The organism is Mycobacterium sp., assembly GCF_032159775.1.
Taxonomy (GTDB): domain Bacteria; phylum Actinomycetota; class Actinomycetes; order Mycobacteriales; family Mycobacteriaceae; genus Mycobacterium.
In genome coordinates, this window is record NZ_JAVHWK010000144.1 from 32,874 (window position 1) to 54,944 (window position 22,071).

The window sequence follows — 22,071 nt, forward strand, 5'->3', positions numbered from 1 at the left end:
CACGCAGGTACCCTTCAGCCATGAGGTGGGTATGACGAATACACCACGAGGCGAAGGCCCCGAGCCGATACAACCGTCGGGCTATACCTATCCCGCATATCCCGATCCGGCGTATTCAGGCCAGCCCCCGTATCCACCCGCCTACCAGGCACCTCAGGGACCTGATCCCACCCGGCAACTGCCGCCATACGGCTACGACCCGTACACGACCGGCCAGTACGGCTACGACCCGTACACGTCGGGCCAATACGGCACCGGGCAATATGGCCAGCCATATGCTCCCGGCGAGCCGCCGGAGGGCCCGGAAAAGCCCAAGTCGCCGCGGTGGCTGTGGGTGGCGGCCGCAGTCGCGGTGTTCCTGGTCGTCGGCCTGGTGATCGCCCTCGTCGTCGTCAACAGCTCGAAGCAGGACACGGTCGTTGCGCCGCCGCCGATGCCGGCGCCTTCGACCTCGACCTCTCGAACGCCTTCGTCGACGACGTCGCTGCGGCCGCTTCCCCCGATCGTCCCGGTGCCGACGCCGAGCGCCACCCCGCCCAGCGAGTCGGCGAGCCCAGGCGCGACCGAGTCGGTGCTATATGAAGTCACCGGAACCGGCAGGGCCATCAACATCACGTACGTCGACACCGGCAGCGTGCTGCAGACGGAGTTCAACGTCCTGTTGCCGTGGCGCAAGCAAGCTGACTTGCCAACTCCTGCAAAGGATTCCGCGAGCCTGACGATCATCAATGTGGGCAGGCAGGTGTCCTGCTCGGTGACGGTCAACGGCGTCGTGGTTGAGTCGAACACCGGTAATGGCCTGACGATCTGCACCGCCGTCCGCTAGCGCGCCGGAACCCGGTGCGGCGCGTGGACCAGCGCCATCATCACCATGCCCGCGGCCAGTACCAGCACCAGACCACCGATGCCTGCCCGCACCGTGCCGAACCAGTCGATGCACACCGAGATCAGGAATGGCGCGAGGAAGGACACCGCACGGCCGGTCGTCGTGTAGAGACCGAACGTGACGCCTTCCTTTCCCTCGGTCGACATCCGCAGCATCAGGGTGCGCGCCGATGACTGTGTCGGCCCGACGAACAGGCAGAGCAACAGCCCGCAGACCCAGAAGCCGAGCGGGCCCGACAGTGACCAGAGCACCATTGAGATCGCGATCATCGATGCCAACGACCCGAGGATCACCGGCTTGGATCCGACCCGGTCGTCGATGAGACCCCCGACAAAGGCACCGAGGGCGGCGATGACGCTCGCGCTCACGCCGAACAACAGGACGTTGGCACTCGATATCCCGTAGGCGCTGACGCCGAGGACGGCGCCGAACGAGAACACTCCGGTCAGGCCGTCGCGAAATACCGCGCTGGCGAACAGGTAGTAGACGATGTTGTGGTCGCGGCGCCATTCGCCGACGATCTCGCGCCACAGTTTGCGGTAGGCGCCGACGAGGCCGACGCCCTCCCCCGCGTCGGCGGGCTGACGCGGCGGCGAGGGCACCGCGAAGAAGATGGGCAGCGCGAACAGCGCGAACCACACGGCGGCGAGCAGCATGGCCGCCCGCACATTCTGGCCGTCGGCGGCTGGGATGCCGAGCAGCCCCCGGGTATCGCCGTCGCCCGCGATGACGCCGACATAGACGATCAGCAGCAGCATGACACTGCCGGAATAGCCCATGCCGGAACCGAATCCGGAGATACGGCCTGAGGTCTGAGGCGTCGAGAGCTGACGCATCATCGCGTTGTAGGGCACTGTCGAGAGCTCGGCGCACGCGGCGGTGCCGCCAAGCAGAATCAGGCCGAGCCACAGATAGTGGTAATCGTCGCGGACCAGGCTCATCGATGCGGTGAGCAGCATCACGGCCGCGCTCAGCAACGCGAGCACACCACGGCGCCGCCACGGCGCGTCGACCCAGACGCCGGTGAGTGGTGCCAGCACCGCCACCACCAGACCGGCGGCGGCCAGTGCCCGGAACAGCCAGCTCTGCGGTGTGGTCCCTCCGGGCAGGTCGTCGCCGACCGTGCTCGTGAGGTAGACCGAGAAGACGAATGTCGTGACGATCGCGTTGACACCCGTCGCGCCGACGTCCCACAGTCCCCAAGCCAGGACCTGCGACCGCCGTGCAGGTTGCCCAGGCGGCCGCGTTTGCATCACGGTCGCCCACGATATAGTCCGGCCCATGCCTGTACCCGCACCCAGCCCGGATGCCCGCGCAGTCGTCACAGGTGCGTCGCAGAACATCGGCGAGGCGCTGGCCATCGAACTCGCCGCCCGAGGGCATCACCTGATCATCACCGCGAGGCGTGAGGACGTACTGCGGACGTTGGCCGAGCGGATCACCGACAAGTACGGCGTCGTCGTCGAGGTGCGCCCCGTCGACCTCGCCGATCCGACCGAGCGAACGAAGCTGGCGGAGGAGTTGGCCGGCCGTGACATCTCGATTCTGTGCGCCAACGCCGGAACTGCGACGTTCGGGCCCGTCGCCAAGCTGGATCCGGCCGACGAGAAGGCGCAGGTCCAACTGAATGTGCTCGGCGTGCACGACCTCGTGCTTGCCGTGCTGCCCGGCATGGTCGAACGCGGAGCAGGCGGGATCCTGATTTCCGGTTCGGCGGCGGGCAATTCGCCGATTCCGAACAACGCGACGTACGCCGCAACCAAGGCGTTCGTCAACACATTCAGCGAGTCGCTGCGCGGCGAGCTCAAGCGCGCAGGCGTGAATGTGACGGTGCTGGCGCCGGGCCCGGTCCGCGAGACCTTACCCGTCGAGCACGAGCAGACGTTGGTGGAGAAGCTGATCCCGGACTTCCTGTGGATCTCGACCGAATACACCGCGAAGCTGTCGCTGGATGCGTTGGAGCGCAACAAGATGCGGGTCGTGCCCGGTGTCACGTCGAAGGCGATGTCGGTGGCGAGCGGTTACGCTCCCCGCGCGATCGTCAGCCCGATAGTCGGCGCGGTCTACAAGAAGCTCGGCGGCGATTAGCTTCTCCATCGCGAAACGGAATTCCAGCACCGCCCTACTCGAACTTTTGGTGCTGGAATTCCGTTTCGCGGGAGCTAGTCAGCGGCGGCGGCGGCCGGTGCCGAAGATGCTGCGGGTGATCTCGCGACCGATGACCGTGCCCGCCGAACGCATCGCGCTCTTGAATGCGGGGCTGCTCATCATCTTGTCGAACATGCCGGGCTCGACGGACTTCCGCGCCGTCACCGTGCCTTCGGCACTGGCCTCACCGCTAGGTTGCGGCGGCACATAGACCGGCGGCGGCAGCGACGGGTCGTTGGCTGTCTGCGGCTGCTGCTCTGGCGGTGCGAGTCGCGCGTTCAGTCGTTCGTAGGCCGAGTCGCCGTCGATCGTCTGGCCGTACTCGGCCTGCAGCGGGCTGGCCTGTGCGGCAGCCTTGATCGCGTCGGGACCAATGGTGTCCATCAGCGAACGCGGTGCGCGCATCCGCGTCCACGCCACCGGCGTCGGCGCACCCTTTTCCGAAAGCACCGTGACGATCGCCTCGCCGATACCCAGCGACGTCAATGCCGATTCCAGGTCGTAAACAGTGGTTTTCGGGTACGTGCGGACGGTCTTGGAGAGCGCCTTCTGGTCGTCGGGAGTGAAAGCGCGCAGCGCGTGCTGGATACGGGCACCGAGCTGACTGAGCACGTTGTTGGGCACGTCGGTGGGCAGCTGTGTGCAGAAGAAGACACCAACGCCCTTGGACCGGATCAGTTTCACGGTCTGCTCGACCTGCTCGAGGAAGGCCTTGGACGCGTCGGTGAACAGCAGATGCGCCTCGTCGAAGAAGAACACCAACTTCGGCTTGTCGACGTCGCCGATCTCGGGCAGCGTGGTGAAGAGGTCGGCAAGGACCCACATCAAGAACGTCGAGAACATCACCGGCCTGGCGGCCTGGTCACCGAGCTCGAGCAGGCTGATGATTCCGCGGCCCTGCGGGTCGAGGCGCAGCAGGTCCTTGGGCTCCAGTTCGGGCTCGCCGAAGAAGGTGTCCGCGCCCTCAGCCTCGAGGTTGACCAGCGCGCGCAGGATGACGCCCGCAGTCGTCGGCGACACCGCACCGAGGTTCTTCAGCTCGGGCTTGCCCTCATCGCTGGTGAGGAATTGGATGACCGCACGCAGATCCTTCAAATCCAGCAGCGACAGGCCTTTCTGGTCGGCCCAATGGAAGATCAGACCCAGCGTCGACTCCTGAGTAGCGTTGAGGTCCAGCACCTTTGACAGCAAGATCGGCCCGAAGCTGGAGATCGTAGCGCGGACGGGCACACCGATCCCCGATGTTCCCAACGACAGGAACTCGACGGGGAAGGCGGTCGGCGTCCAATCGTCGCCGGTGTCCTTGGCGCGCTGCGTTGTCTTGTCGCTTGTCTCGCCCGGTCGGGACAGCCCGGAGAGGTCGCCCTTGACGTCGGCCATCATCACCGGAACGCCTGCGGCGGACAGCTGCTCGGCGAGCACCTGCAGCGTCTTCGTCTTGCCGGTGCCGGTCGCACCCGCGACGAGGCCGTGGCGGTTGACGGTGGCCAATGGAATGCGCACTTGCGCAGTGGGATCTACGCTGCCGTCAACGACGACAGTGCCCAGTTCAAGCGCCTGACCCTCGACTTCGTATCCGGCGGCGATCTGCTGGGCAGGTGAAGCGGTTGACTCGGTCGTCATGGACCGAACAGTACTGTGCGAGCACCACCGCGGTGGGTGTGGTGGGCCAGTCGGTGGGTGTGGGCCTACTGTTGATTGCTGTGCGTGACGAACTCGTGTGGATCGACTGTGAGATGACCGGACTGGACCTGAAATCCGACCGGCTCATTGAAATCGCGGTCCTGGTGACCGATGCCGACCTCAACATCCTGGGCGAAGGCCTCGACGTGGTCATCCACGCACCCGACGAAGCACTGTCGGGCATGATCGAGGTGGTCACCCAGATGCACGACCGATCGGGGCTCACCGAAGAGGTGCGGGCATCGACGGTCGACGTGCCTGCCGCCGAGCAGATGGTGCTGGACTACATCCGCGGCCACGTCAAACAAGCCAAGACGGCTCCCCTTGCCGGCAACTCGATCGCCACCGACCGCGGCTTCATCGCGCGCGACATGCCTGGGCTCGACGACTTCCTGCACTACCGGATGATCGACGTCAGCTCCATCAAGGAGCTGTGCAGGCGCTGGTTTCCGCGCATCTATTTCGGCCAGCCGGAGAAGGGGCTGGCGCATCGCGCGTTGGCCGATATCCATGAGTCGATCCGCGAGTTGCAGTACTACCGGCGGACCGCGTTCGTCACCCCGCCCGGGCCGTCGACCAGCGATATCGCCGCGATATCGGCCGAACTGAGCCCGCCGGCGTCCGACGACGACCAAATCGATTCGGCTGCCGAGCGCCCAAGCGGCTAATATCGACACGCCGCAGTGCCCGTGGGGTCAGCGGCGATGGTGGCTGTAGTTCAGTTGGTAGAGCACCAGGTTGTGATCCTGGCTGTCGCGGGTTCGAGTCCCGTCAGCCACCCCGCAGAAGTCGGAGGGCTATTTAGCCCTCCGACTTTTTTCTTTCGCTGTCCGTCACGGCTTGTGCCGACCTAGGCTCCGGACACGATCCGGCGGCGAGGAGCATTCCCATGAGCATCGCGAGGACTGCCGTTGTGACGACGTGCGCCGCCCTCCTGGTGGCCGCCTGCTCATCGACGCCGCCGACCAAAACGGATTCGGGCACGACGACGACGGCAGGCTCGCCGTCAGCGTCATCGGCGCTCAAGCCCATCGATCAGGCGGCGCTTCAAGCCGTCGTGGAGAGGGCGACAAAAGAGATGCTCGTGCCCGGCGCGGTCGTTGCCATCCGTACGCCGCAGGGCAGCTACACCGCGGCGGTCGGCACGGCCGAGCTGGGCAAGCAGACGCCGCCCGATGTGAACACGCATTTCCGGATCGCGTCGAACTCCAAGACCATGACCGCCGCACTCGTCGTGCTGCTGGCCCAGGACGGCAAGCTCAAGTTCACCGACCCGGTGTCCGACTACGTACCCGACGTCCCCAACGGCGCCAACATCACAGTCGCCGAACTCCTGACGATGCGCAGCGGGCTATACAACTACACGAACGCGCCTGCGTTCTCGGCCCAGCTGGACGCAAACCTCGCGGGAGCGTGGACCCCCCAGGAGGTGCTGGCGATCGCGTTCGCGCATCCGCCCAACGACCCGCCGAACACGGCCTACGAGTACAACAACACCAACTACGCGCTGCTGGGGTTGATCGCGGAGAAGGCAGGCAGTCGTCCGTTGCAAGATCAGCTGCGGGACCGGCTGTTCGGGCCGTTGGGCCTGCAGCAGACGTCACTACCAGCCATCGACGACACGTCGGTTCCGACTCGGTACTCGCACGGATACATGTATGGGGGGTCGGCCCACGCGATGGTCGACGACCCCTACCCTGCCGACATCAAGGCCGCCGCGAAGGCCGGGACGTTGAAGCCCATCGACTACACGAACCAGAACGCGTCCTATGCCCACGCGGCAGGCGGCGTCATCTCCACAGCCGACAACTTGGCGACCTGGATTCGGGACCTGGTGTCGGGCAAGGTCTTCAACGCCGACTATCAGAAGCAGTGGCTCGACAGTGTGCAAGCCGAAGACCCGGAGAACCCGGACGGGCAGAAGTACGGGTACGGCATCTCGTACCAACGCTTCAGTCCGACCGCCTCGATGTACTACCACGGCGGTGAGATGCCCGGCTTCAACTCCTTCATGGGGTATGACCCGGACAACGATGTGTCACTAGTGATTTGGACGAACCTGACGATCTCGCCGGACGACAAAACGACAGCCCAGGCGCTTCTGCCGACCATGCTGGACGAGATCTACACCGGCCTGTCGCTAGCGCCGACGCCCACTGCGACCACCACGAGGTGATAGTTAGGAAACTGTCCTTCTAGATCGCTTCTAGCTTTGCCACCTGATCGTTGAAGAGCTTCACCAAAGCGTTCGTGTCATCTGGCGAGAGGTCGCCGCCGGGCTTCTGAGTAAATGCCACGGAGACGAAAAGGCCACGGCAAAGACCGATGATCCCGGCACCGTCGGCCCCTTGCGAGATGATCCGGGTTGCGGTGGCCCAATTCGGCACCCCACGCAAGTGCAGGAGCGACGCTTTTGTCGCGACGCCTTGATAGGTGACCGTTCCACACTTGCCAAGCGTGCTCACGAAGTCTGGCCGCTCGACGGGCACCGATAGAAACAGATTAAAGACTTTGAGTTGGTCGATCGACGACATGTCGGCGGCGATCGTCGTCGACCACGAGACAGATCCCACTTGAGTGGAATTCGGCCCCCAAAAGATCGGCGCGCACTCTGGAGGATCGACGGGTTCCCGCGATCCTGGCGTCAGATTCTCGATACTCGGGGCCGTGAATTCCGTTGCGGCACTGTTCGGAGCAGCCGACTGATCAACGAACATCGAGCTGGTCACTTGGGTGAACTCTGGCTTCGGCGACGCTTCGCTGCTACCCGGCGCCACGGAGTCGTGCGTAGACGAAACGCAGGACACGGTCATCGCCACAATGCACGCCGCTGCGATCGCCGCCAACCGTCTCGTCGGCGTCATTCGACGTTGGCGTTACCCGCCCGCCACTGATCCCACGGAATGTTCCAGTCGCCGAGGCCGTCCTCGCCGGGCAGGATCGACCCGACGGTGTTGGAGATCTCGACGATGTCGCCACGCTTGGTGTTGTTGTAGAACCACTGCGCATTGCTGGTGCTGACGTTCAGACAGCCGTGGCTGACATTGCTGTAGCCCTGGCTGCCGACCGACCACGGCGCGGCGTGCACGTAGATGCCGCTGTAGGAGATCTGAGTGGCGTAGTCCACCTCGGTGCGGTATCCGTTGGGCGAATTCGAAGGCACGCCGTAGGTCGACGAGTCCATCACCAGGTGCCCGAACCGGTCACCGACGATGTAGGTGCCGTTGTTGGTGGGGGTGTTGTTCTTGCCCATAGAGATCGGCATCGTCTTTTCGACCTCGCCGTTGCGCCTGATGGTCAGCGTCTTGGTGTTGTCGTCGGCGGTCGCGATCACCTCGTCACCGATGGTGAAGTGCGTAGTCATGTTCTCCTGGCCGAACAGGCCGTCTCCGAGGTCGACGCCGTAGGTGTTGACGGCGACGTCCACCGTCGTGCCCGGCTTCCAGTATTGAGCTGGGCGCCAACGCACTTCGCGGTTGCTGAGCCAGTAGAAGGCACCTTCGACGGGCGGGTTCGTCGTGACGGTGATCGCCCGCTGTGCTGCTAGCCGGTTGGGAATGTTCTCGTCGAATCGGACGGCGACGGGTTGACCGATGCCGACGACCTCGCCGTCGTTCGGCAACAGGTACGGCATCGTCAGGTTCTCTGGCGAGTGCGTCTGGAAAGTCATCTGTTGGCTCGCGGCACCGCCGAGGCCGAGCGACTGCGCCTGCAGCGTATAGCGCGTGTTGTAGCCGAGCGGCTCGGTGGTGTGCCATGTCAGGCCGTCGGGACTCAGCTCACCGGCGACCGGGGTGCCTTCGTCGTCGTTGACCATCGAGACCGCCCCGAGGACTCCGTCCTCGGCGCCCACCGTCACGGGCTGATCCACCGTCACACCCACGGCGCCGTCCTTGACCGATGCGGTGAGCTTGGGCACCAGTAGGTCACCGAAGGGGGTGCCCTTGTCGTTGATGACCTGCGGTTGCGGCGGAGCAGAGTTGCCGCCGCACGCGCTGAGGCCCAGGACCAGGGCCGGCAGCACCGCGATGGCCATCAAACAGGCACGGAAACGGCGCGGACGCGCCATATCATTGACCTGCCTCATACTGTGCTCCAACTCGTAACGGCTCGTGCTCACCGAGATTCTTGGCAATAGTCTAAGGGCAACCTGGGACTCTGCGCGACTTCGCTGAGAGTCTGCTCAGGTGGGGGGCCGGAAAGGGATTTCCTCCTCCGCGACGGGGCCTGTTATTGTCGCACTCGCGCGCCGTTAGCTCAGTTGGTAGAGCAGCTGACTCTTAATCAGCGGGTCCGGGGTTCGAAACCCTGACGGCGCACCAGGGCTCTATGTTTCTGGGGTGCTTCGCGAGGTACACGGGGTGTACTCGAGGATGTACCCACTCACGGGGAGAACGTCAGAAAGCCCTTGCTGTAGACCCAGGCCGTTCCGTTCGGCAGCCCCTCGTAGCCACCGAGTTCGATCCGGCCGACACGACACCAGTCGTTCCGGCACGGTTCCATCACCGGGTGCACTTCGCCGACAAGCAGGGTGCCGATCTTCTTCCCTTTGCCGTCGGGCTTGTCGTAGATGTCGGTATCGGCGATGACCGTGGCCTCCCCCAGCGCCTTCGGATCGGTAGCCGGCTTGTCGTCGGCAGTGCAGATGAAGGGGTAGCCCACCGAGTTCCAGTGAGAAGCAGCCCAGAACGTTGTGACTTCGTCTTCGCGGGCCACGTTGTACGCAGCACCGGTCGAGTTGCCGTCGGCAAGGTTGTCGCCGATGAAGCCGGTGAAATGCGCTGTTCCGGGGTCACCCTGCAGACCATATTGGTTGGTGTACCAGGTCACCGAGAAGTCGATCTTGCGCCCGGTGATTCTGCCAGTGACAGTCCCACCCGGGCCCATGTCATTTCCCTTGTTTGAGAGTGCGTTCGGTCCCAGCTCGGATCCGTTGGAGGCGACCTTTATATCGACGCCGTTGTCTTGGTGGATGACGAAGTATTGGCCATCGACCGTGCAGTTCGCAGCAGCGTGCGCCGTCGGCGACGCCAGCAACCCCCCGGTACTCAGGGCCACTGCGGCGGCCAGCAGCGCACAGCTGTCGACGATCTTCGTTACAAACATGGCGCTCTCCTAGGGGTCGCCTCCGATGCTGGGTCAGATGCTACGCATACCTATAGGTCGGAGAAATCAGGCGTTTCCCTATGTTTTGGTACGCAGCGGTGCTCTGATCTGCAATTTGGACGTCGACGGGAAGATGATCGTCGGACGCCCCCGAAATACGGCAACTTACGCCGCGCGGCGAGCACACTGATGGCGAACCGCGGCAGCGCGATGGTACGGCGCCCCGCCGCGGACTTGTTTCGTCAGGTCCGCATGCGCTCCTCCGACTACTGCGCCAGCATGATCTGGCCGACCCCTTCACGATCCTCATCGCGACTGACCTTCGGCGCGGCGAGCTCCTCGGGTTGCGGTGGACTGATTACGACGAAGCTGCAGGGACGCTGATGATTACCGGTCGTCCGCGTGACCGGCAAGGGCCTGGTCGAGGGGGTCGCCCGCTGCACAGCTGGGTGGGCGCGCGCGATTAGTACTCCTGCAGGCTTTCCCGCAGCGTCGTTCCGGGATAGCGCGTCCGATACCGTCCGCGCCGCTGCAGCTCAGGTACCAGTAACTCGGTCACGTCGTTGAAGCAGCCCGGCGTGTCGCTGGCGAGCAACATGAACCCGTTACAGCCGCCCGCGTCGAGGTACTGCTCCATCTGATCGGCAACATCCGACGGTGTGCCGACCGCGACCGGGGCGCCCATCGACACACCGTAGATCTGCGCCGCCTCACGCACCGTCACCGGTGCGCCGTCCTTGGCCTCGAGGATGGCGTCGAACAGCCCCCGGATCCCCTGCACATCGGCGTCGACGACGTTGTCGTCCAGCCCCAGCGTGGAGAAGTCGAATCCGGTATGGCCCGAAAGGATTCCCAGTGCACTCTCGATCTGTACGTTCTCGACGAACTCGCCGTACTTGTCGTTCGCACGAGACTTGTCGCGGTCGATGATGGTCTGCAGGCCGTAGATCAATTTCACCGACTCCGGATCGCGCCCGTGGTCGTCAGCACGAGTACGGATGTCATCGGCGTACGCCCGCATGCTCTTGGGCGTCGGAAAGATGCCGAACACGGATTCGGCGTGTTTGGAGGCGAATTCGCGGCCCTGATCCGACGAGCCTGCCTGCCACAGCACCGGGCGCTTCTGCGGCGACGGCGCGACGAAATGCCTTCCTTTGGACTTGAAGAACTCGCCATGGAAGTCGATCTCGCGCACCTTCGACGGGTCAGCGAAGACACCGTTCTCCCGGTCGTAGACGATCGCGTCGTCATCCCAGGAATCCCAGAGCTGGTAGAGGATCTCCATGTACTCCTCGACCACCTCGTAGCGCTTGTCGCGGGGCGTCAGGTTGTCCTTGCCCATCGCTTGGAACTCGCTCTTGGAGTACGACGTCACGATGTTCCAGCCGACGCGGCCATTCGTCAGGTGGTCGAGCGTGGACAGGTGGCGGGCCATCATGTACGGCGGCACAAAGGAAGTGGACAACGTGATGCCGATCCCGAGGTGTTTGGTGAACGCCCCGATGATCGGCACCAGAGTTGCGGGCTCGTGAACCGGACACTGCCCGGCGTACTTCACCACCGGATCCGAATTGCCCTTGTAGGTGGTGTACGGAGCCAGCTCGTCGGCGATGAACATCGCGTCGAATAGTCCCCGTTCCATGATCCTGCCGAGGTCGCGCCAGTATTCCGGACGTGACCAGTGATAGCCGACCTTGTCGCGAGGATGCGCCCACATCGTCGACGCGTGGTTCATCACCCCGTGCTGGACGAAGCCGAGCAGATGGGCCTTCTTCTTGGTCATGCCACCGTCCCGGTGCGGTCGCCGCGCAGCTCGAGAACGAACGCGATGATCACTGCCGCCGCGGTGCCCAGCCCGCTCAACGCGAGCACGTACCAGAACACGCCGCTATAGGACGCGGCAATCAACAGGACGAACGATGTCAGAACCGCCAGCGTCGCCTTCCAGGTGAACCCGGGAACGAGCGCGACCTCGGATGCATCGATCTCTTCCTCGATCGCAATGTCGTTGTTGCTTGCCAGTTCTCGTCGGATCCGCAGGAAGCTCTTGGCTCCGACGATCAGGTAAATCACGGCGAGGACCAAACCGATGGTCGCACCGATGTAGAAGATGGTCATGACAATGCCTTTCTGGTGAGCGGTGTGATTACTGCTGTCCGGCGGGCTCGACGAGGACGTCGTCGTCGGTCGCCGCCGCGGGCTTTTCAGGCTCCTCGGCGACCTTCTTCGGTGCTCTCGCGCCTTCCCGCTCCAGCAGCACTGGCTTTCCCTCCGCCAAGCTGTCGAAGTCGAACCGCGAGTTGGCGCGCAGGCTCACCACGATCGATACGACGGCCGATGCCACGATCAGGCCGATGATGCCGAAGAGAGGGCCGTACGTCGGCCCAAGCGTCTCGCGCAGCGGCCCACCGACGACGATGCCCGCAACCACGCCGGCGACATATCCGGTTCCGGTCATGCGCGACCAGAAGATGCTCAGCGTGACCGGGATGAGCAGGCTCGTTCCGTAGAAGTACACCGTGGTAACAAGATTCACGTAATCGATCCCTGTCAGCACCACGCCGCCGGCGATCGCGGCTGCGACGATCATGCTGGTCTTGGTGATGGTGAGGAGCTTGCGCTCGGAGACCTGCGGCCAGTAGCGATGGACGATGTCGACGGCCACCAGCGACGTAACACCTGAGAGCGCGCCGTCGATGGCTGCGAAGCACGCGTTGACGACCACAAGGGTGTAGAGCGCGATGATGAATATCGGCAAGCCGAGGCTGGCGATGACGTGCGGGCCGATCGCACCCGCCCCGAGCGACCCCAGCTGTTCGGGTGTCACGCCATAGGCGACACCGATGAATCCCAGTAGGCCCAGCGCCAGTGGAATGGGATAGAACCAGACGCCTGCCCAAAGGAAGCTGCGGCCGAGATCCTTGGGCCGGATCGCCCAAACGCGCTGCCAGAAGGACTGGTCTGCAATGACATTGGTGAGCAGGCCGAGTGCTAACGCGAGACCGAAGCTCGCAGCGGTGACCGGGTTGAAGGGATTGAGGTGCTGATCGCCGAGTGCCTGAACTTCGTTGAAGACCAGCCCCGCCCCTCCTGCCTTGGCCAAGGCGTAGAGAACCACTACCGATGACCCGACTCCGAGCAGAAGTGTGTTCAGCGTGCCGGTCACTGCGGAAGTGGTGAGCCCACCGAAGTAGGAGTAGACGGTGACGACGATGATGCCGGTGATCACGATGCTGATCGGGGTGAGTCCGAAGATCTTGTTCATCACCAGCACCAGGCCGGCCAGGTTAATCATGATGACGCCGAGCAGCGCACCGATCAGGAAGACTAGAGTCGCCACACTGCTGATGCTGTTCTGGAACCGTGCCCGGATGAACTCCGCAAGCGTGTAGCCGGCGGGCATCTTCTGGCGAAGTTTCAAGGCGAACGGCACCATGATGATAACCGCGAGCCCGTTGGGCACGATGAACCAGACGAGTCCCGAGGTGCCCCAGGTGTAAGCCTGCGCGGACGACAGCATGACCGCCATCGACCACGTCCACACCGAGATGAGCGACGCCACCCCGAAGCCGAATCCGAGCAGCCGGCCCGAGATCACGAAGTTGTGTGTCGTCTTGACGGCGCCCTTCACCGCGAGGGCGATGAGTAACAGGACGATGCCCGGACCGAACAACAGGGCATATCCCAGTGCGCCTGACTGTTGGATAAATTCGAGCTGTGGCAAGGGAGGTCTCCTTAGGTGGGTACTGAAGCGTGACGGCGACTGCCGGGCGCTAGTCAACGCGCGGAGTCCGAGGCACCTCGACTCCTTGTCCGTCAGCAAGAGGGCAGACACTTAAAGCGTAGGTACCGCAGGCATGCGCGTTAATCATTTGAATCGCGGCGAATAGAACAGCGCCCGACGAATCAAACTGATTATCAGCAGGATTGGTGAGGAAGGTCTCGCTACGGGGAGTCCTCGAGTCGCATGGCAGTCATTGGTGGGCAGCGGGCTTCCAGCCGAGCTCCGGCGCAATCTCCTCGGCGAACACACGCAACCGTTCGACATCGAGGTCGGCTCCCGAAGTACCTTCCCTGACCGACGGGAACAATCCTGTCGTGGGGAAGAAGTCGGTCACGAACCCCAACAACGCGGGATCTTTCAAAAGCTGCTGCACGATATCTCGAGAGGTGCCGGACCGTGTCACCGACCGTAGATACTCTTTCGTAGACAGCGATGCGAGTTGCGGGAAACGGGCTTCCAGAGTCTTCTGAGTCGCCGACACATGAGCGCCGAGTTCTGCCGCTATCGCGTCTGCACTCTCACCGTGATACGTGAACCGCTGTGCACCTACGCGCGCCTCGTCGAGATTTCCGTTGATTGTCAGCCACTCTTCGAGGTAGCCGACTATGAATCGAAGCTGATGGAAAATGACGTGGTCGTGGAACGCGCCGATCATGAGCCCGTTCCCATTTCGCGCGATCTTCCGAGCTCTGTCCTCGCTGCTGGCTGTCTGCCACACCCTGCTCCGGAGACTCGGCGCGCGGGGAAAGAGACGCTTCGGCTCCACGTCCGCTGAAGCCTGTAGTCCGGCAACCGCATCGGAGGCCGATAGCTCCTCTGACGACATGCCGTCCACTGGAGTAGCGGCGTCCTCCCCGCCGACGTTCGGAGGCTGGGCGAACTCGGCGCAGCTCCGGCCATCTAGCAAATGTTGAAGGACTTCGAGATTCCGATCGAATAGGTCGTGCCTTGCCGAGAAGTCGACTCCAAACGTGTTGAAAGCCTGCAGATCTCCTCGGGCTCCCCCTAATCCGATCTGGACTCGGCCCCCGGATATCTCGTCCAGCACTGCGAGATCCTCAGCGAGTCTGATCGGGTGCTCGAACGGCAAAGCGATGACGGCTGTGCCCAGATGGATCCGCTTGGTCCGTGCCGCGACCGCGGCTAGCACGACCAGAGGAGATGGAACACCACCATCCTCGGGGCTGAAATGGTGCTGCCCGATCCACACGCTGTCGTATCCGATGTCCTCGGCGGCCACAATGCTTTCGACGAGTTCGTCGTATGTGCGTCGCGCCGGCTGGTCGGCTCGGCTCGGCACCTGAGTGAAGAACCCCAGTTTGAACTGCTTGCCCGGTTGCCGGAGGCGCGCCGCACGCGCTTCAAGCTGAGCGTGACTCTGACTATCGATCGCTTGTTCAAACACCGACATGCGCGCGAAGCACCCCGTTCTCATCGAATGCGTCCTGAAAGAGAAAGCTTGATATGTAGCGATCTGCGGAATCGGGAACAAGAGTGACGATCGTTCGGATGGACGGGTCCCGGCGTTCGGCGACGTGTCTGGCCGCAGCTACCGAGGCTCCGCCGCTGAGGCCGGCGGGGATTCCGGCGTGTCTGGCGAGCTGCCTGGCAGTGGCAGCCGCGTCGTCCTCGGTGACTCGGAGAATTTCGTCGACTACTTCGTCTGCGAAATTGGGACTCTTGAAGTTGGGACCTAAGCCGTAGATCTTGTGTGCACTGAACTTCTCGCCGCTCAGGACTGCGGAATTGTCGGGTTCGACCGCGAAGACCTTGATACCCGGATTCTTCTCCTTCAGGAAGGATCCGACACCGCTGATCGTCCCGCCCGACCCGACGCCGATTACTACTGCGTCGACATCTCCAGCGGTGTCCTCCCAGATTTCAGGTCCAGTCGTTTCCCGATGTACTTCGCGGTTGATGGGAATGATGAACTGATTCACGAAGAATGCGCCGGGAGTCTTGCTGGCGATTCTCTCGGCTTCCTCGACCGACCCTCGCACGCCGTCTTCTTTCGGCGTCAGGACAAGATCCGCCCCGAGGTTCTGTACGACGACTTTCCGCTCGTAACTTGTGTCCTCGTATATGACGATGACAACGCGATAACCGCGGCTGGCCCCCGCGGCGGCCAGTCCGATCCCGAGGTTTCCGCTGCTTGCAGCGACAATCGTGCCGCCTGGTCGCAGTTTCCCGCTCTTCTCCGCGAAGTTGATTGCACCCACGGACAGCCGGTCTTTCACGCTGGCTGTTGGGTTGTAGTACTCGAGCTTCAACAGCAGCTCTGTGCCGTCGACAGCAAGACGATTGTTCAAACGCACGATGGGAGTGCTTCCCACAGTTTGTGTGACGTCGTCGAAGATTCGCTTCTGAGCAGTTGCCACGTTATCTCGTATCCGTTTTCGTCGAAGTGGTAGTCGCATCGCTGAAGCGGATGCGTCGTGCCATGCAGGTGCAGCGACGAGCGCGGAAGCGGTAGGAAGCGTGCGACGAGTTTCACACTCCTGCACGCCTATTCAGCCTGTCGACCGAGCACCGTCACGGGAGAAAGGCCCGGGGGCCGATAGGCAAGGTAGCAAGGCCCCGCTAGACCGCGAAACGGATAAAAGCACGGTGAATCGAAGCCGCCTAGAAGACAGGGACCCGGTACCCCCGTCAGCAGAGGAACTCGCCGAGGGTGCGGCTCATCCACGCTTGGTCGATGAGAAACGCGTCATGGCCGTGCCCGCTGTGGAGCACCACTGGTTCATCTCCGCTGACGCTACCGGGCGAGTGACGTGCAATGAACCGCTGTTGAGCCAACGGAAAGAGACGGTCGGATTCGATGCTGACCACGAGAAGGGGAGCCGCTGACGATTGCAGCGCGCATTCGGGGCTCCCGCGGCCACGCCCGATATCGTGCGAGCTCTTGGCGCCGTTGAGCGTGATGAAGCTGTTAGCGTCAAACGATTCGGCGAATTTCGCCCCGTTCGCACGAAAATACGACTCGATAGCGTACGGTCCCTCGTCAAGATCCTGACGCACGCGGCCGAAGCGCTCGTTGAACTCGTCGCGAGCGCGGTACTGCAGCATCCCCACCTGCCGGGCAAGTGCAAGGCCGGACCGCGGTCGGGTGCCGAGTCGGAGGTAGAACCCGTCGCGGAATTCCGGGTCCAGTTTTACGATCTCGGTCTGCATGGTGTTGGTCGCGAGTTGTTCGGCGGTCGTCGCCCAGGGCGCCGCGACTACCGCCACACGTTCGGCCCTACCCTGTTCGGCCACATGCCATTCGAGAGCATGCATACCACCAAATGACACACCCACAACCCCTGCCCATGTGGTGATCCCGAGTGTCTCGCCCAGCCGCACCGCTGCCGCTACCTGGTCGCGGATAGTCAGCGGCGGAAACCGGCTCGCCCAGGGCTGGCCGTCCGGTGCGATGCTCGTGGGGCCCGTCGATCCGTAGCATCCGCCGAGGATGTTGGCAGAGATCACGCACAGGCGTTCGGTGTCTAGGCCGAGGCCCGGCCCCACCACGCCGGACCACCAGCCCGGATCCTGTGTGACTGTGTCGCGTGCAAGGTGACTGTTAGCAGCGAGGCCGTGGAACACCAAGACCGCATTGCTTTTATCGTCGGCAAGATTGCCGAACGCCTCGTGAAACAGGCGTACGTCCGGAAGAAGCGCACCGGATTCCAGGACGAGATCGCCGATTGCGGCCCACGCACCGCGAGACCGGAACGTTGCGGTGGCGCCCTGCACCGATATCGCCGTGTCAGCCGCCACATCCTGATCGATGCGCACCGGAGGAGCCGCAGCTGTGAGTGCGGGAACGTGATTTGCGCTCCGAGCACTCATTGCCGGGGCACTCTCCTAGTCAGCGCAGTTCTCGATGTCGCTAGCCAGAGTGCTCCACAAGATCTCGAGCTGACGAGAGCACTGTGCTGCAACGCCTAGATTGCACACCAGGTTGACAACACCAGAAATAGTTTCACTTTCCTTGGTCCGAACTAATCGTCGGCCGCGTCGAGTCAAAGACGACGCCGCGGCGCTCCTCCTCCGGCCAGGGACGGCCGACGATTCACCGGGCGATTTCCGAATTGGCTCAGGGGATTTGAAGCTCGGCCCCGGCGAGCCAGTCGCGAAACGACTGCAGTGCCGGATTGAGCTCGCGCACTGCCGCCAGGTCCCGATCGCCGACGAAGCGTGCCGAGTTCTGCGCGTAGTACTGGAACATGTTGCCCATCTCGACCGCGCCGGGGAAGCCCTGCCCGCGAAAGTCTTCCCAGCTCATTGGCCGGTAGGTGACCGCTTCACCAAAGGCATCGCTGAACGCCGACGCGTACTGCTCGCCGGTCAAGTGGTCACCCGCAATGCTCACCGTCTCGCCGATGAGGTCGGCGCCGCGCTTGAAGATGCCCAGCGCGGTCTTGCCGATGTCGGCGACAGCGACGCCGGACAGCGGCTGGTCAGCCATCGGCAGCGTGAGCACGAGTGCGCCGTCGCCGGCCCGCGTCGGGCCGACGCCGCCGGCGAAGCTCTCGAAGAAGAAGGTGGTGCGTAGGAATGTTGTTGGCACGTCGTATTCGCGGAACACCGCGTCCGCCTCGGCCTTGGCGTCGAAGTGTGGCACCTTGTATCGCTGATCGACAGTGGGCACACGGTCGTCGGCGCCGAGGACGTCGCGGGTGTCCTCGAGAGTCGACCAGATCACGTGACTGACGCCGGCCTGCTTGGCCGCCAGCGCGGCGATGTCCGCCTGCGCGAGTTCCATGTCGGCCCTTGTCCTTTCGGCCTCGTCCTTCGGAGAGCGCTCAGCCCAGTAGTTGGTGACGACGAACGCGCCCTCGGCGCCGTCGAACGCGTTGCGCACGCTCGGCCCGTCGTCAAGGTCGGCTTCGACGACCTCCGCGCCTGCGGCCGCCAGTTCACGAGCCTTCGCGGATTGTGCATTACGGGTGAGCGTCCGCACCCGAAACTCCCGTGCGGGATCGTCAAGGATGGCCCGTACCAGGCCGCCACCCTGCGATCCGGTGCCGCCCACCACAGCGATCAACTTTCCGTCGGTCATGATCTCTCCAATCGTTCCGAGTTGATATGTCATCTGGTGGCTCGAACTCTATCGATTTGAGTTGATATGTCAACTCGGTGCGCTAGAATATGAGTCATGGCAGATGAGGAGCAGCTGAGCGAGAAGGAGTTGGCGGCGTGGCGCAGCTTCGTCACCATGCATCACCGATTGGAGCGGCACCTCGCCGGACAATTGCAGCGCGAGTGCGGGTTATCGGGCTCGGACTTCGAGGTACTCGTAAACCTCTCCGAGGCTCCGGACGGCCGAATGCGCGCGTTCGAGTTGGGTCAGGCCACGCAATGGGAGAAGAGCCGGCTGTCGCATCACCTCAGCCGGATGGAGAAACGCGGATTGGTACGCCGAGAGGTCGCGGCCCGGTCCAATGCGCGTTATCCGGACGTCGTGCTAACCCGCGCGGGCCGAGACGCGATCGAGTCATCGGCTCCCGTCAACGCAGCCCGCGTTCGGAAACTCTTCATCGACGTGTTGGGGCCGCAGCGGCTGGCCATGCTGCGCAAGGCCTCCGACGACGTTCTCGTGGCTATCGAAAGCGCCACATCGTCGCGATGAAGCTCGCGAAGGCGGTTGTCTTCGAGGACGCTGCGCGCCAATAACACTCGCAGGCCCAGGCCACGGAAGCCGAGCTAGGCTGATGTTCGGTCTTGGAACAGCAGCAGGCGGCTAACCTTGCTTGTCTTGTACGGCGTGCTTGGCGTCCTGGGCGTGGTCCTGCACATCCTGCGCGGCTGACGTGCCCTCCTCCTTGACGGTGCCGGCCGCATCGGTCGCGGTTTCCTTTACGGCTTGGGCAGCCTGTTGCGCAGGCTCTTTCAGGTTCTGCACCGCGTCCTTGGCCACCTCGGTTACTTCCTGCTGAAGTGGCTGCGCCTTATCCTTCACCGCCGCGGCGGCCTGTTGTTCCTTCTCACTCGCCGGGATCAATGCGGCCACCACCAGCCCCGCGCCGAACGCGATGAGTCCAGCAGCCAGAGGATTGCCTTGCGCCTGCCTGCGCACAGCGGTGGGTGCGGACTGCGCAGCCTCGGCCGCCGAAGACACCGCCGACTGCGCGGATTCGCTGATAGCGGAGGTGCTGTCTTGAGCCGAGCCCATCACCCGTTCCCGTAGCCCGCCGACCGCGCCACTTAACCTGCCGACCTGACGCTTAGCCATCGTGCTCGGCTTGGCTTCATGGGCCAGGGTGTCGACATTGGTGCTGAGACGATTGCGGGTGCGCTCGATCTCGGCGCGGATCTGGTCGGGGTCATTGCTGGTGGTCATTGGATCTCCTCAGGGTGTGGGGTGAGCGCATCCGGGATGCGCTTGACGGTGTCGGTAGTGCGCGGCAGTCCCTTGACAGCAGTTAAAGCGGTACGTCCCACCACGGCCAGCACCGCAGCGATGATCGCCCAGACGAGCATCACCACCAACGCCGACCAGGAGCGCCCGATGACGTTGCCGAGAGCCCACCAACCAGAAAGCGACAGGAACAGCAGTACGAAGACTCCGGCCAGGGCTGCGCCCACGAGCATGCCTGCGCCCTTCCCTGCGCGGGTCGCGGTCTGGGTTGCTTCGGCCTTGGCCAGCGCCAGCTCCTGGCGCACGAGCTCAGAGAGGTCGCTGCTGACCTCGCTCAATAATTCGCCCACCGACGGCGCCGACGCGTCGGGAGTATCCGAACTGCCGTATGGCGCACTCACGGAGCTATATCCCGCCCGCTCGGCCCCTGAGGGTTAGCCGATCCCGGCTGCGGCGAGAAGCGGGGTGGCGGAGGGTATGCCGGCGCCTGCGGCTGCTGGTATCCCGGTGCCGGCGGTGGGTAGGCGGGCGGTTGCCGCGGGGGTTGGTAACCGGGTGCGGGGTCATATCCGCCAGTGCGGTCGTAACCCGGCGTCGGCGGGTGCGTCGGAGCTAATGGCGTCGGGCTTCGGTCGTAACCCGGGCCGCTAGGCGCGGCCAACCGAGCGTTCGGGACATCCGCGGGTTGCTGTGGCGCCGTGCCGTCATTGCTGTCGTCGGTGGCTGCTTTCAGACCACGACCGAGACGTCCGACGAGTAAGCCGGCACCGGCGGCGAGGGCCAGAAACGTTCCAGGGCGTTGCCGGGCGAAACGGGTCACCTCGTCTAGCACGTGCCCCGGTTCGCGCTGCTCCAGCCAGGACGCCACAGCGTTGGTGCGCTCACTGGCCTGGTGGACAAGATCGGTGGCCATGCCGGCTTGGTCGGAACCCTGAGCCATCGCCCTGAGTTCCTTGCTGAGCGAGCGCAAGCCACCTGCTACCCGTTGCTGTTGGGTTGCAGCCTGCTCAGTGAGTTCACCTCGGGTCTGTTGCACAAGCTGCTTGACCTGATGGGTGGCTTCGGAGGCCACCTCGCCGACCTGCTCGCCTGCTACGCCGGCTACGTGTTTTCCGGCGTCGCGCGCTGTCCCAGCGACCTCAGCAGCCTGATCTTTTGCGACGTCGGCGGTCGAACGTTCTGCGCGCTGTGCGCTGAGTCCAGGCTCCGCGATGGGTGCGGGAACTCCGGCCGGATAGCCACCCGATAACGGGCCTACCCCACCCTGGGGACGATCACTTGGTAACGACATTTGCTTCCCTTCACTTCTCGTTGCGGGTCCGAAGCCGCTCTCGGTGAACACCGCGGTGCAGTCGGAGTGGATGGCCTAAGCCGAGGCGGTGCCCGACAAAATTGACCCACTCGTCAAGGGCTTACCCGAGCTTTGCGCGCGGAAACAAATGTGAGAGAAACGAAATTCTGGGCGACGCATTCCAGCGACAGCGGCGAGGACACCGGACCCGCCGGTTATTGCACTCACCCACGCCGCCACAGCCACACAGGCTCGAACAGGCACACGGCAGGGTTTCAAATCTGCGCATTCTGTGAATTAACTCCGTGCCAGTCCCCGTGAGAGAGGTCCTCAGTGAAGCAAATCGTCTACTCCGTCCTAGCGGCATCGGCGGTGGCGACCGCAATGAGCGGCTGCTCGGCGTCCGAGATCGTCAACACCGGCGGCGACACGAAGTGCAAGGACTTCCTCACCCAGGACGAGAAGACGAAGTCAGCAAGATGCTCAAGGACAAGAGCGGTCAGGACCCGGCGAATCTGGAGATCACCGCAACCAAGGCCTCGGTGACAATCTATTGCCAGGCGGTCGGCAAGGAAGACACCAAGATCTCAGAGGCGCCGCACGGCTGAGCGCCCGACCGACGCGCAGCTTCGAGACAATACGACTGAACCCATCCGACCCATGTGCGGGTCGAATGGGTTCTGGCCGGCGTTACCTAGTCGAGCGTCAAACCGCGAGCAGGCGGTCGAAGAATTCTCGATAGCGTTTCAGAGCGACGCGGAGATCTTCGGTAGACGCCTCTTCGCCGCGACTCCATTGTTGTTCGAGACGCGAACGCGCCTCTGTGAAGC

At 63.6% G+C, this 22,071-nt stretch carries 20 protein-coding genes, 2 tRNA genes and 1 pseudogene; 9 read left to right on the forward strand and 14 right to left on the reverse strand.

Annotation, left to right across the window (positions count from 1 at the left end; all coding sequences use genetic code 11):
• The first annotated feature begins 31 nt into the window (after positions 1–31).
• The gene (locus QOJ24_RS19845) at positions 32–826 is read left to right on the forward strand and encodes an MmpS family transport accessory protein (protein WP_526264307.1); all 795 of its coding nucleotides are present in this window, start codon (positions 32–34) and stop codon (positions 824–826) included.
• Here QOJ24_RS19845 and QOJ24_RS19850 read toward each other — a convergent pair.
• The gene (locus tag QOJ24_RS19850; RefSeq protein WP_526264347.1) at positions 823–2,139 is read right to left on the reverse strand and encodes an MFS transporter; all 1,317 of its coding nucleotides are present in this window, start codon (positions 2,137–2,139) and stop codon (positions 823–825) included. The genes QOJ24_RS19845 and QOJ24_RS19850 overlap by 4 nt on opposite strands.
• Positions 2,140–2,167: 28 nt before the next feature.
• Here QOJ24_RS19850 and cmrA point away from each other — a divergent pair, with 28 nt between their 5' ends.
• On the forward strand, positions 2,168–2,974 hold the full coding sequence (cmrA, locus tag QOJ24_RS19855; protein WP_526264309.1) for a mycolate reductase: 807 nt from the start codon (positions 2,168–2,170) through the stop codon (positions 2,972–2,974).
• A gap of 78 nt (positions 2,975–3,052) precedes the next feature.
• Here the strand turns inward: cmrA and QOJ24_RS19860 are convergent, their stop codons facing one another.
• Positions 3,053–4,657 (reverse strand): helicase HerA-like domain-containing protein, encoded by a 1,605-nt coding sequence (locus QOJ24_RS19860; RefSeq protein WP_526264310.1) that lies wholly within the window; start codon positions 4,655–4,657, stop codon positions 3,053–3,055.
• Between the two features lie 80 nt (positions 4,658–4,737).
• Here QOJ24_RS19860 and orn point away from each other — a divergent pair, with 80 nt between their 5' ends.
• The 3 genes from orn (at position 4,738) to QOJ24_RS19875 (ending at position 6,893) form a co-directional block, all read left to right on the forward strand.
• A complete protein-coding gene (orn, locus tag QOJ24_RS19865) occupies positions 4,738–5,385 on the forward strand; it encodes an oligoribonuclease (RefSeq protein WP_526264349.1) in 648 nt (215 codons plus the stop codon).
• A gap of 39 nt (positions 5,386–5,424) precedes the next feature.
• Positions 5,425–5,497 (forward strand) — tRNA-His (locus QOJ24_RS19870).
• A gap of 109 nt (positions 5,498–5,606) precedes the next feature.
• Entirely contained in the window at positions 5,607–6,893 is a 1,287-nt protein-coding gene (locus tag QOJ24_RS19875) for a serine hydrolase domain-containing protein (protein WP_526264312.1), read from the forward strand.
• 19 nt (positions 6,894–6,912) lie between these two features.
• Here the strand turns inward: QOJ24_RS19875 and QOJ24_RS19880 are convergent, their stop codons facing one another.
• Together QOJ24_RS19880 and QOJ24_RS19885 are read right to left on the reverse strand one after the other, a co-directional pair.
• Entirely contained in the window at positions 6,913–7,446 is a 534-nt protein-coding gene (locus tag QOJ24_RS19880; RefSeq protein ID WP_526264314.1) for a hypothetical protein, read from the reverse strand.
• Between the two features lie 131 nt (positions 7,447–7,577).
• A complete protein-coding gene (locus QOJ24_RS19885) occupies positions 7,578–8,804 on the reverse strand; it encodes an Ig-like domain-containing protein (protein ID WP_526264316.1) in 1,227 nt (408 codons plus the stop codon).
• Between the two features lie 159 nt (positions 8,805–8,963).
• Between QOJ24_RS19885 and QOJ24_RS19890 the strand changes: the two genes are divergently transcribed.
• Positions 8,964–9,039: transfer RNA gene (locus tag QOJ24_RS19890), tRNA-Lys, on the forward strand.
• Positions 9,040–9,100: 61 nt separating this feature from the next.
• Here QOJ24_RS19890 and QOJ24_RS19895 read toward each other — a convergent pair.
• The 8 genes from QOJ24_RS19895 to QOJ24_RS19930 form a co-directional block, all read right to left on the reverse strand.
• Positions 9,101–9,823: a hypothetical protein gene (locus QOJ24_RS19895; RefSeq protein ID WP_526264318.1), complete on the reverse strand. Its 723-nt coding sequence runs from the start codon at positions 9,821–9,823 to the stop codon at positions 9,101–9,103.
• A 463-nt stretch (positions 9,824–10,286) separates the two neighbouring features.
• The gene (locus QOJ24_RS19900; protein WP_526264320.1) at positions 10,287–11,606 is read right to left on the reverse strand and encodes an LLM class flavin-dependent oxidoreductase; all 1,320 of its coding nucleotides are present in this window, start codon (positions 11,604–11,606) and stop codon (positions 10,287–10,289) included.
• Complete coding sequence (locus tag QOJ24_RS19905) at positions 11,603–11,941, reverse strand: hypothetical protein (protein WP_526264322.1); 339 nt, start codon at positions 11,939–11,941, stop codon at positions 11,603–11,605. The genes QOJ24_RS19900 and QOJ24_RS19905 overlap by 4 nt, the downstream gene beginning before the upstream one ends.
• Positions 11,942–11,969: 28 nt before the next feature.
• Positions 11,970–13,547, reverse strand: a complete 1,578-nt coding sequence (locus QOJ24_RS19910; protein ID WP_526264324.1) for a sodium:solute symporter family protein — start codon at positions 13,545–13,547, stop codon at positions 11,970–11,972.
• A gap of 250 nt (positions 13,548–13,797) precedes the next feature.
• Positions 13,798–15,042, reverse strand: a complete 1,245-nt coding sequence (locus QOJ24_RS19915) for an LLM class flavin-dependent oxidoreductase (protein ID WP_526264351.1) — start codon at positions 15,040–15,042, stop codon at positions 13,798–13,800.
• Positions 15,005–15,985, reverse strand: a complete 981-nt coding sequence (locus tag QOJ24_RS19920) for a PLP-dependent cysteine synthase family protein (protein WP_526264326.1) — start codon at positions 15,983–15,985, stop codon at positions 15,005–15,007. Before QOJ24_RS19920 ends, QOJ24_RS19915 begins: the two co-directional genes overlap by 38 nt.
• A 271-nt stretch (positions 15,986–16,256) precedes the next feature.
• Entirely contained in the window at positions 16,257–17,342 is a 1,086-nt protein-coding gene (gene metX, locus QOJ24_RS19925; RefSeq protein ID WP_526264328.1) for a homoserine O-acetyltransferase MetX, read from the reverse strand.
• Positions 17,343–17,685: 343 nt separating this feature from the next.
• Positions 17,686–18,651: an NmrA family NAD(P)-binding protein gene (locus QOJ24_RS19930; protein ID WP_526264330.1), complete on the reverse strand. Its 966-nt coding sequence runs from the start codon at positions 18,649–18,651 to the stop codon at positions 17,686–17,688.
• Positions 18,652–18,747: 96 nt separating this feature from the next.
• Between QOJ24_RS19930 and QOJ24_RS19935 the strand changes: the two genes are divergently transcribed.
• A complete protein-coding gene (locus QOJ24_RS19935; RefSeq protein WP_526264332.1) occupies positions 18,748–19,221 on the forward strand; it encodes a MarR family winged helix-turn-helix transcriptional regulator in 474 nt (157 codons plus the stop codon).
• Between the two features lie 111 nt (positions 19,222–19,332).
• Here QOJ24_RS19935 and QOJ24_RS19940 read toward each other — a convergent pair whose 3' ends face one another.
• Positions 19,333–19,932: a DUF3618 domain-containing protein gene (locus tag QOJ24_RS19940; RefSeq protein WP_526264334.1), complete on the reverse strand. Its 600-nt coding sequence runs from the start codon at positions 19,930–19,932 to the stop codon at positions 19,333–19,335.
• Positions 19,929–20,351: a phage holin family protein gene (locus QOJ24_RS19945; RefSeq protein ID WP_526264335.1), complete on the reverse strand. Its 423-nt coding sequence runs from the start codon at positions 20,349–20,351 to the stop codon at positions 19,929–19,931. The genes QOJ24_RS19940 and QOJ24_RS19945 overlap by 4 nt, the downstream gene beginning before the upstream one ends.
• A gap of 491 nt (positions 20,352–20,842) precedes the next feature.
• Between QOJ24_RS19945 and QOJ24_RS19950 the strand changes: the two genes are divergently transcribed.
• Both QOJ24_RS19950 and QOJ24_RS19955 read left to right on the forward strand, forming a co-directional pair.
• Positions 20,843–21,199 carry a hypothetical protein gene (locus tag QOJ24_RS19950; protein ID WP_526264337.1) on the forward strand — a complete coding sequence of 119 codons (357 nt, stop codon included), beginning with the start codon at positions 20,843–20,845 and terminating at the stop codon, positions 21,197–21,199.
• Positions 21,200–21,625: 426 nt separating this feature from the next.
• Positions 21,626–21,849, forward strand: a pseudogene (locus QOJ24_RS19955) (hypothetical protein).
• The last annotated feature ends 222 nt before the right edge of the window (positions 21,850–22,071 follow it).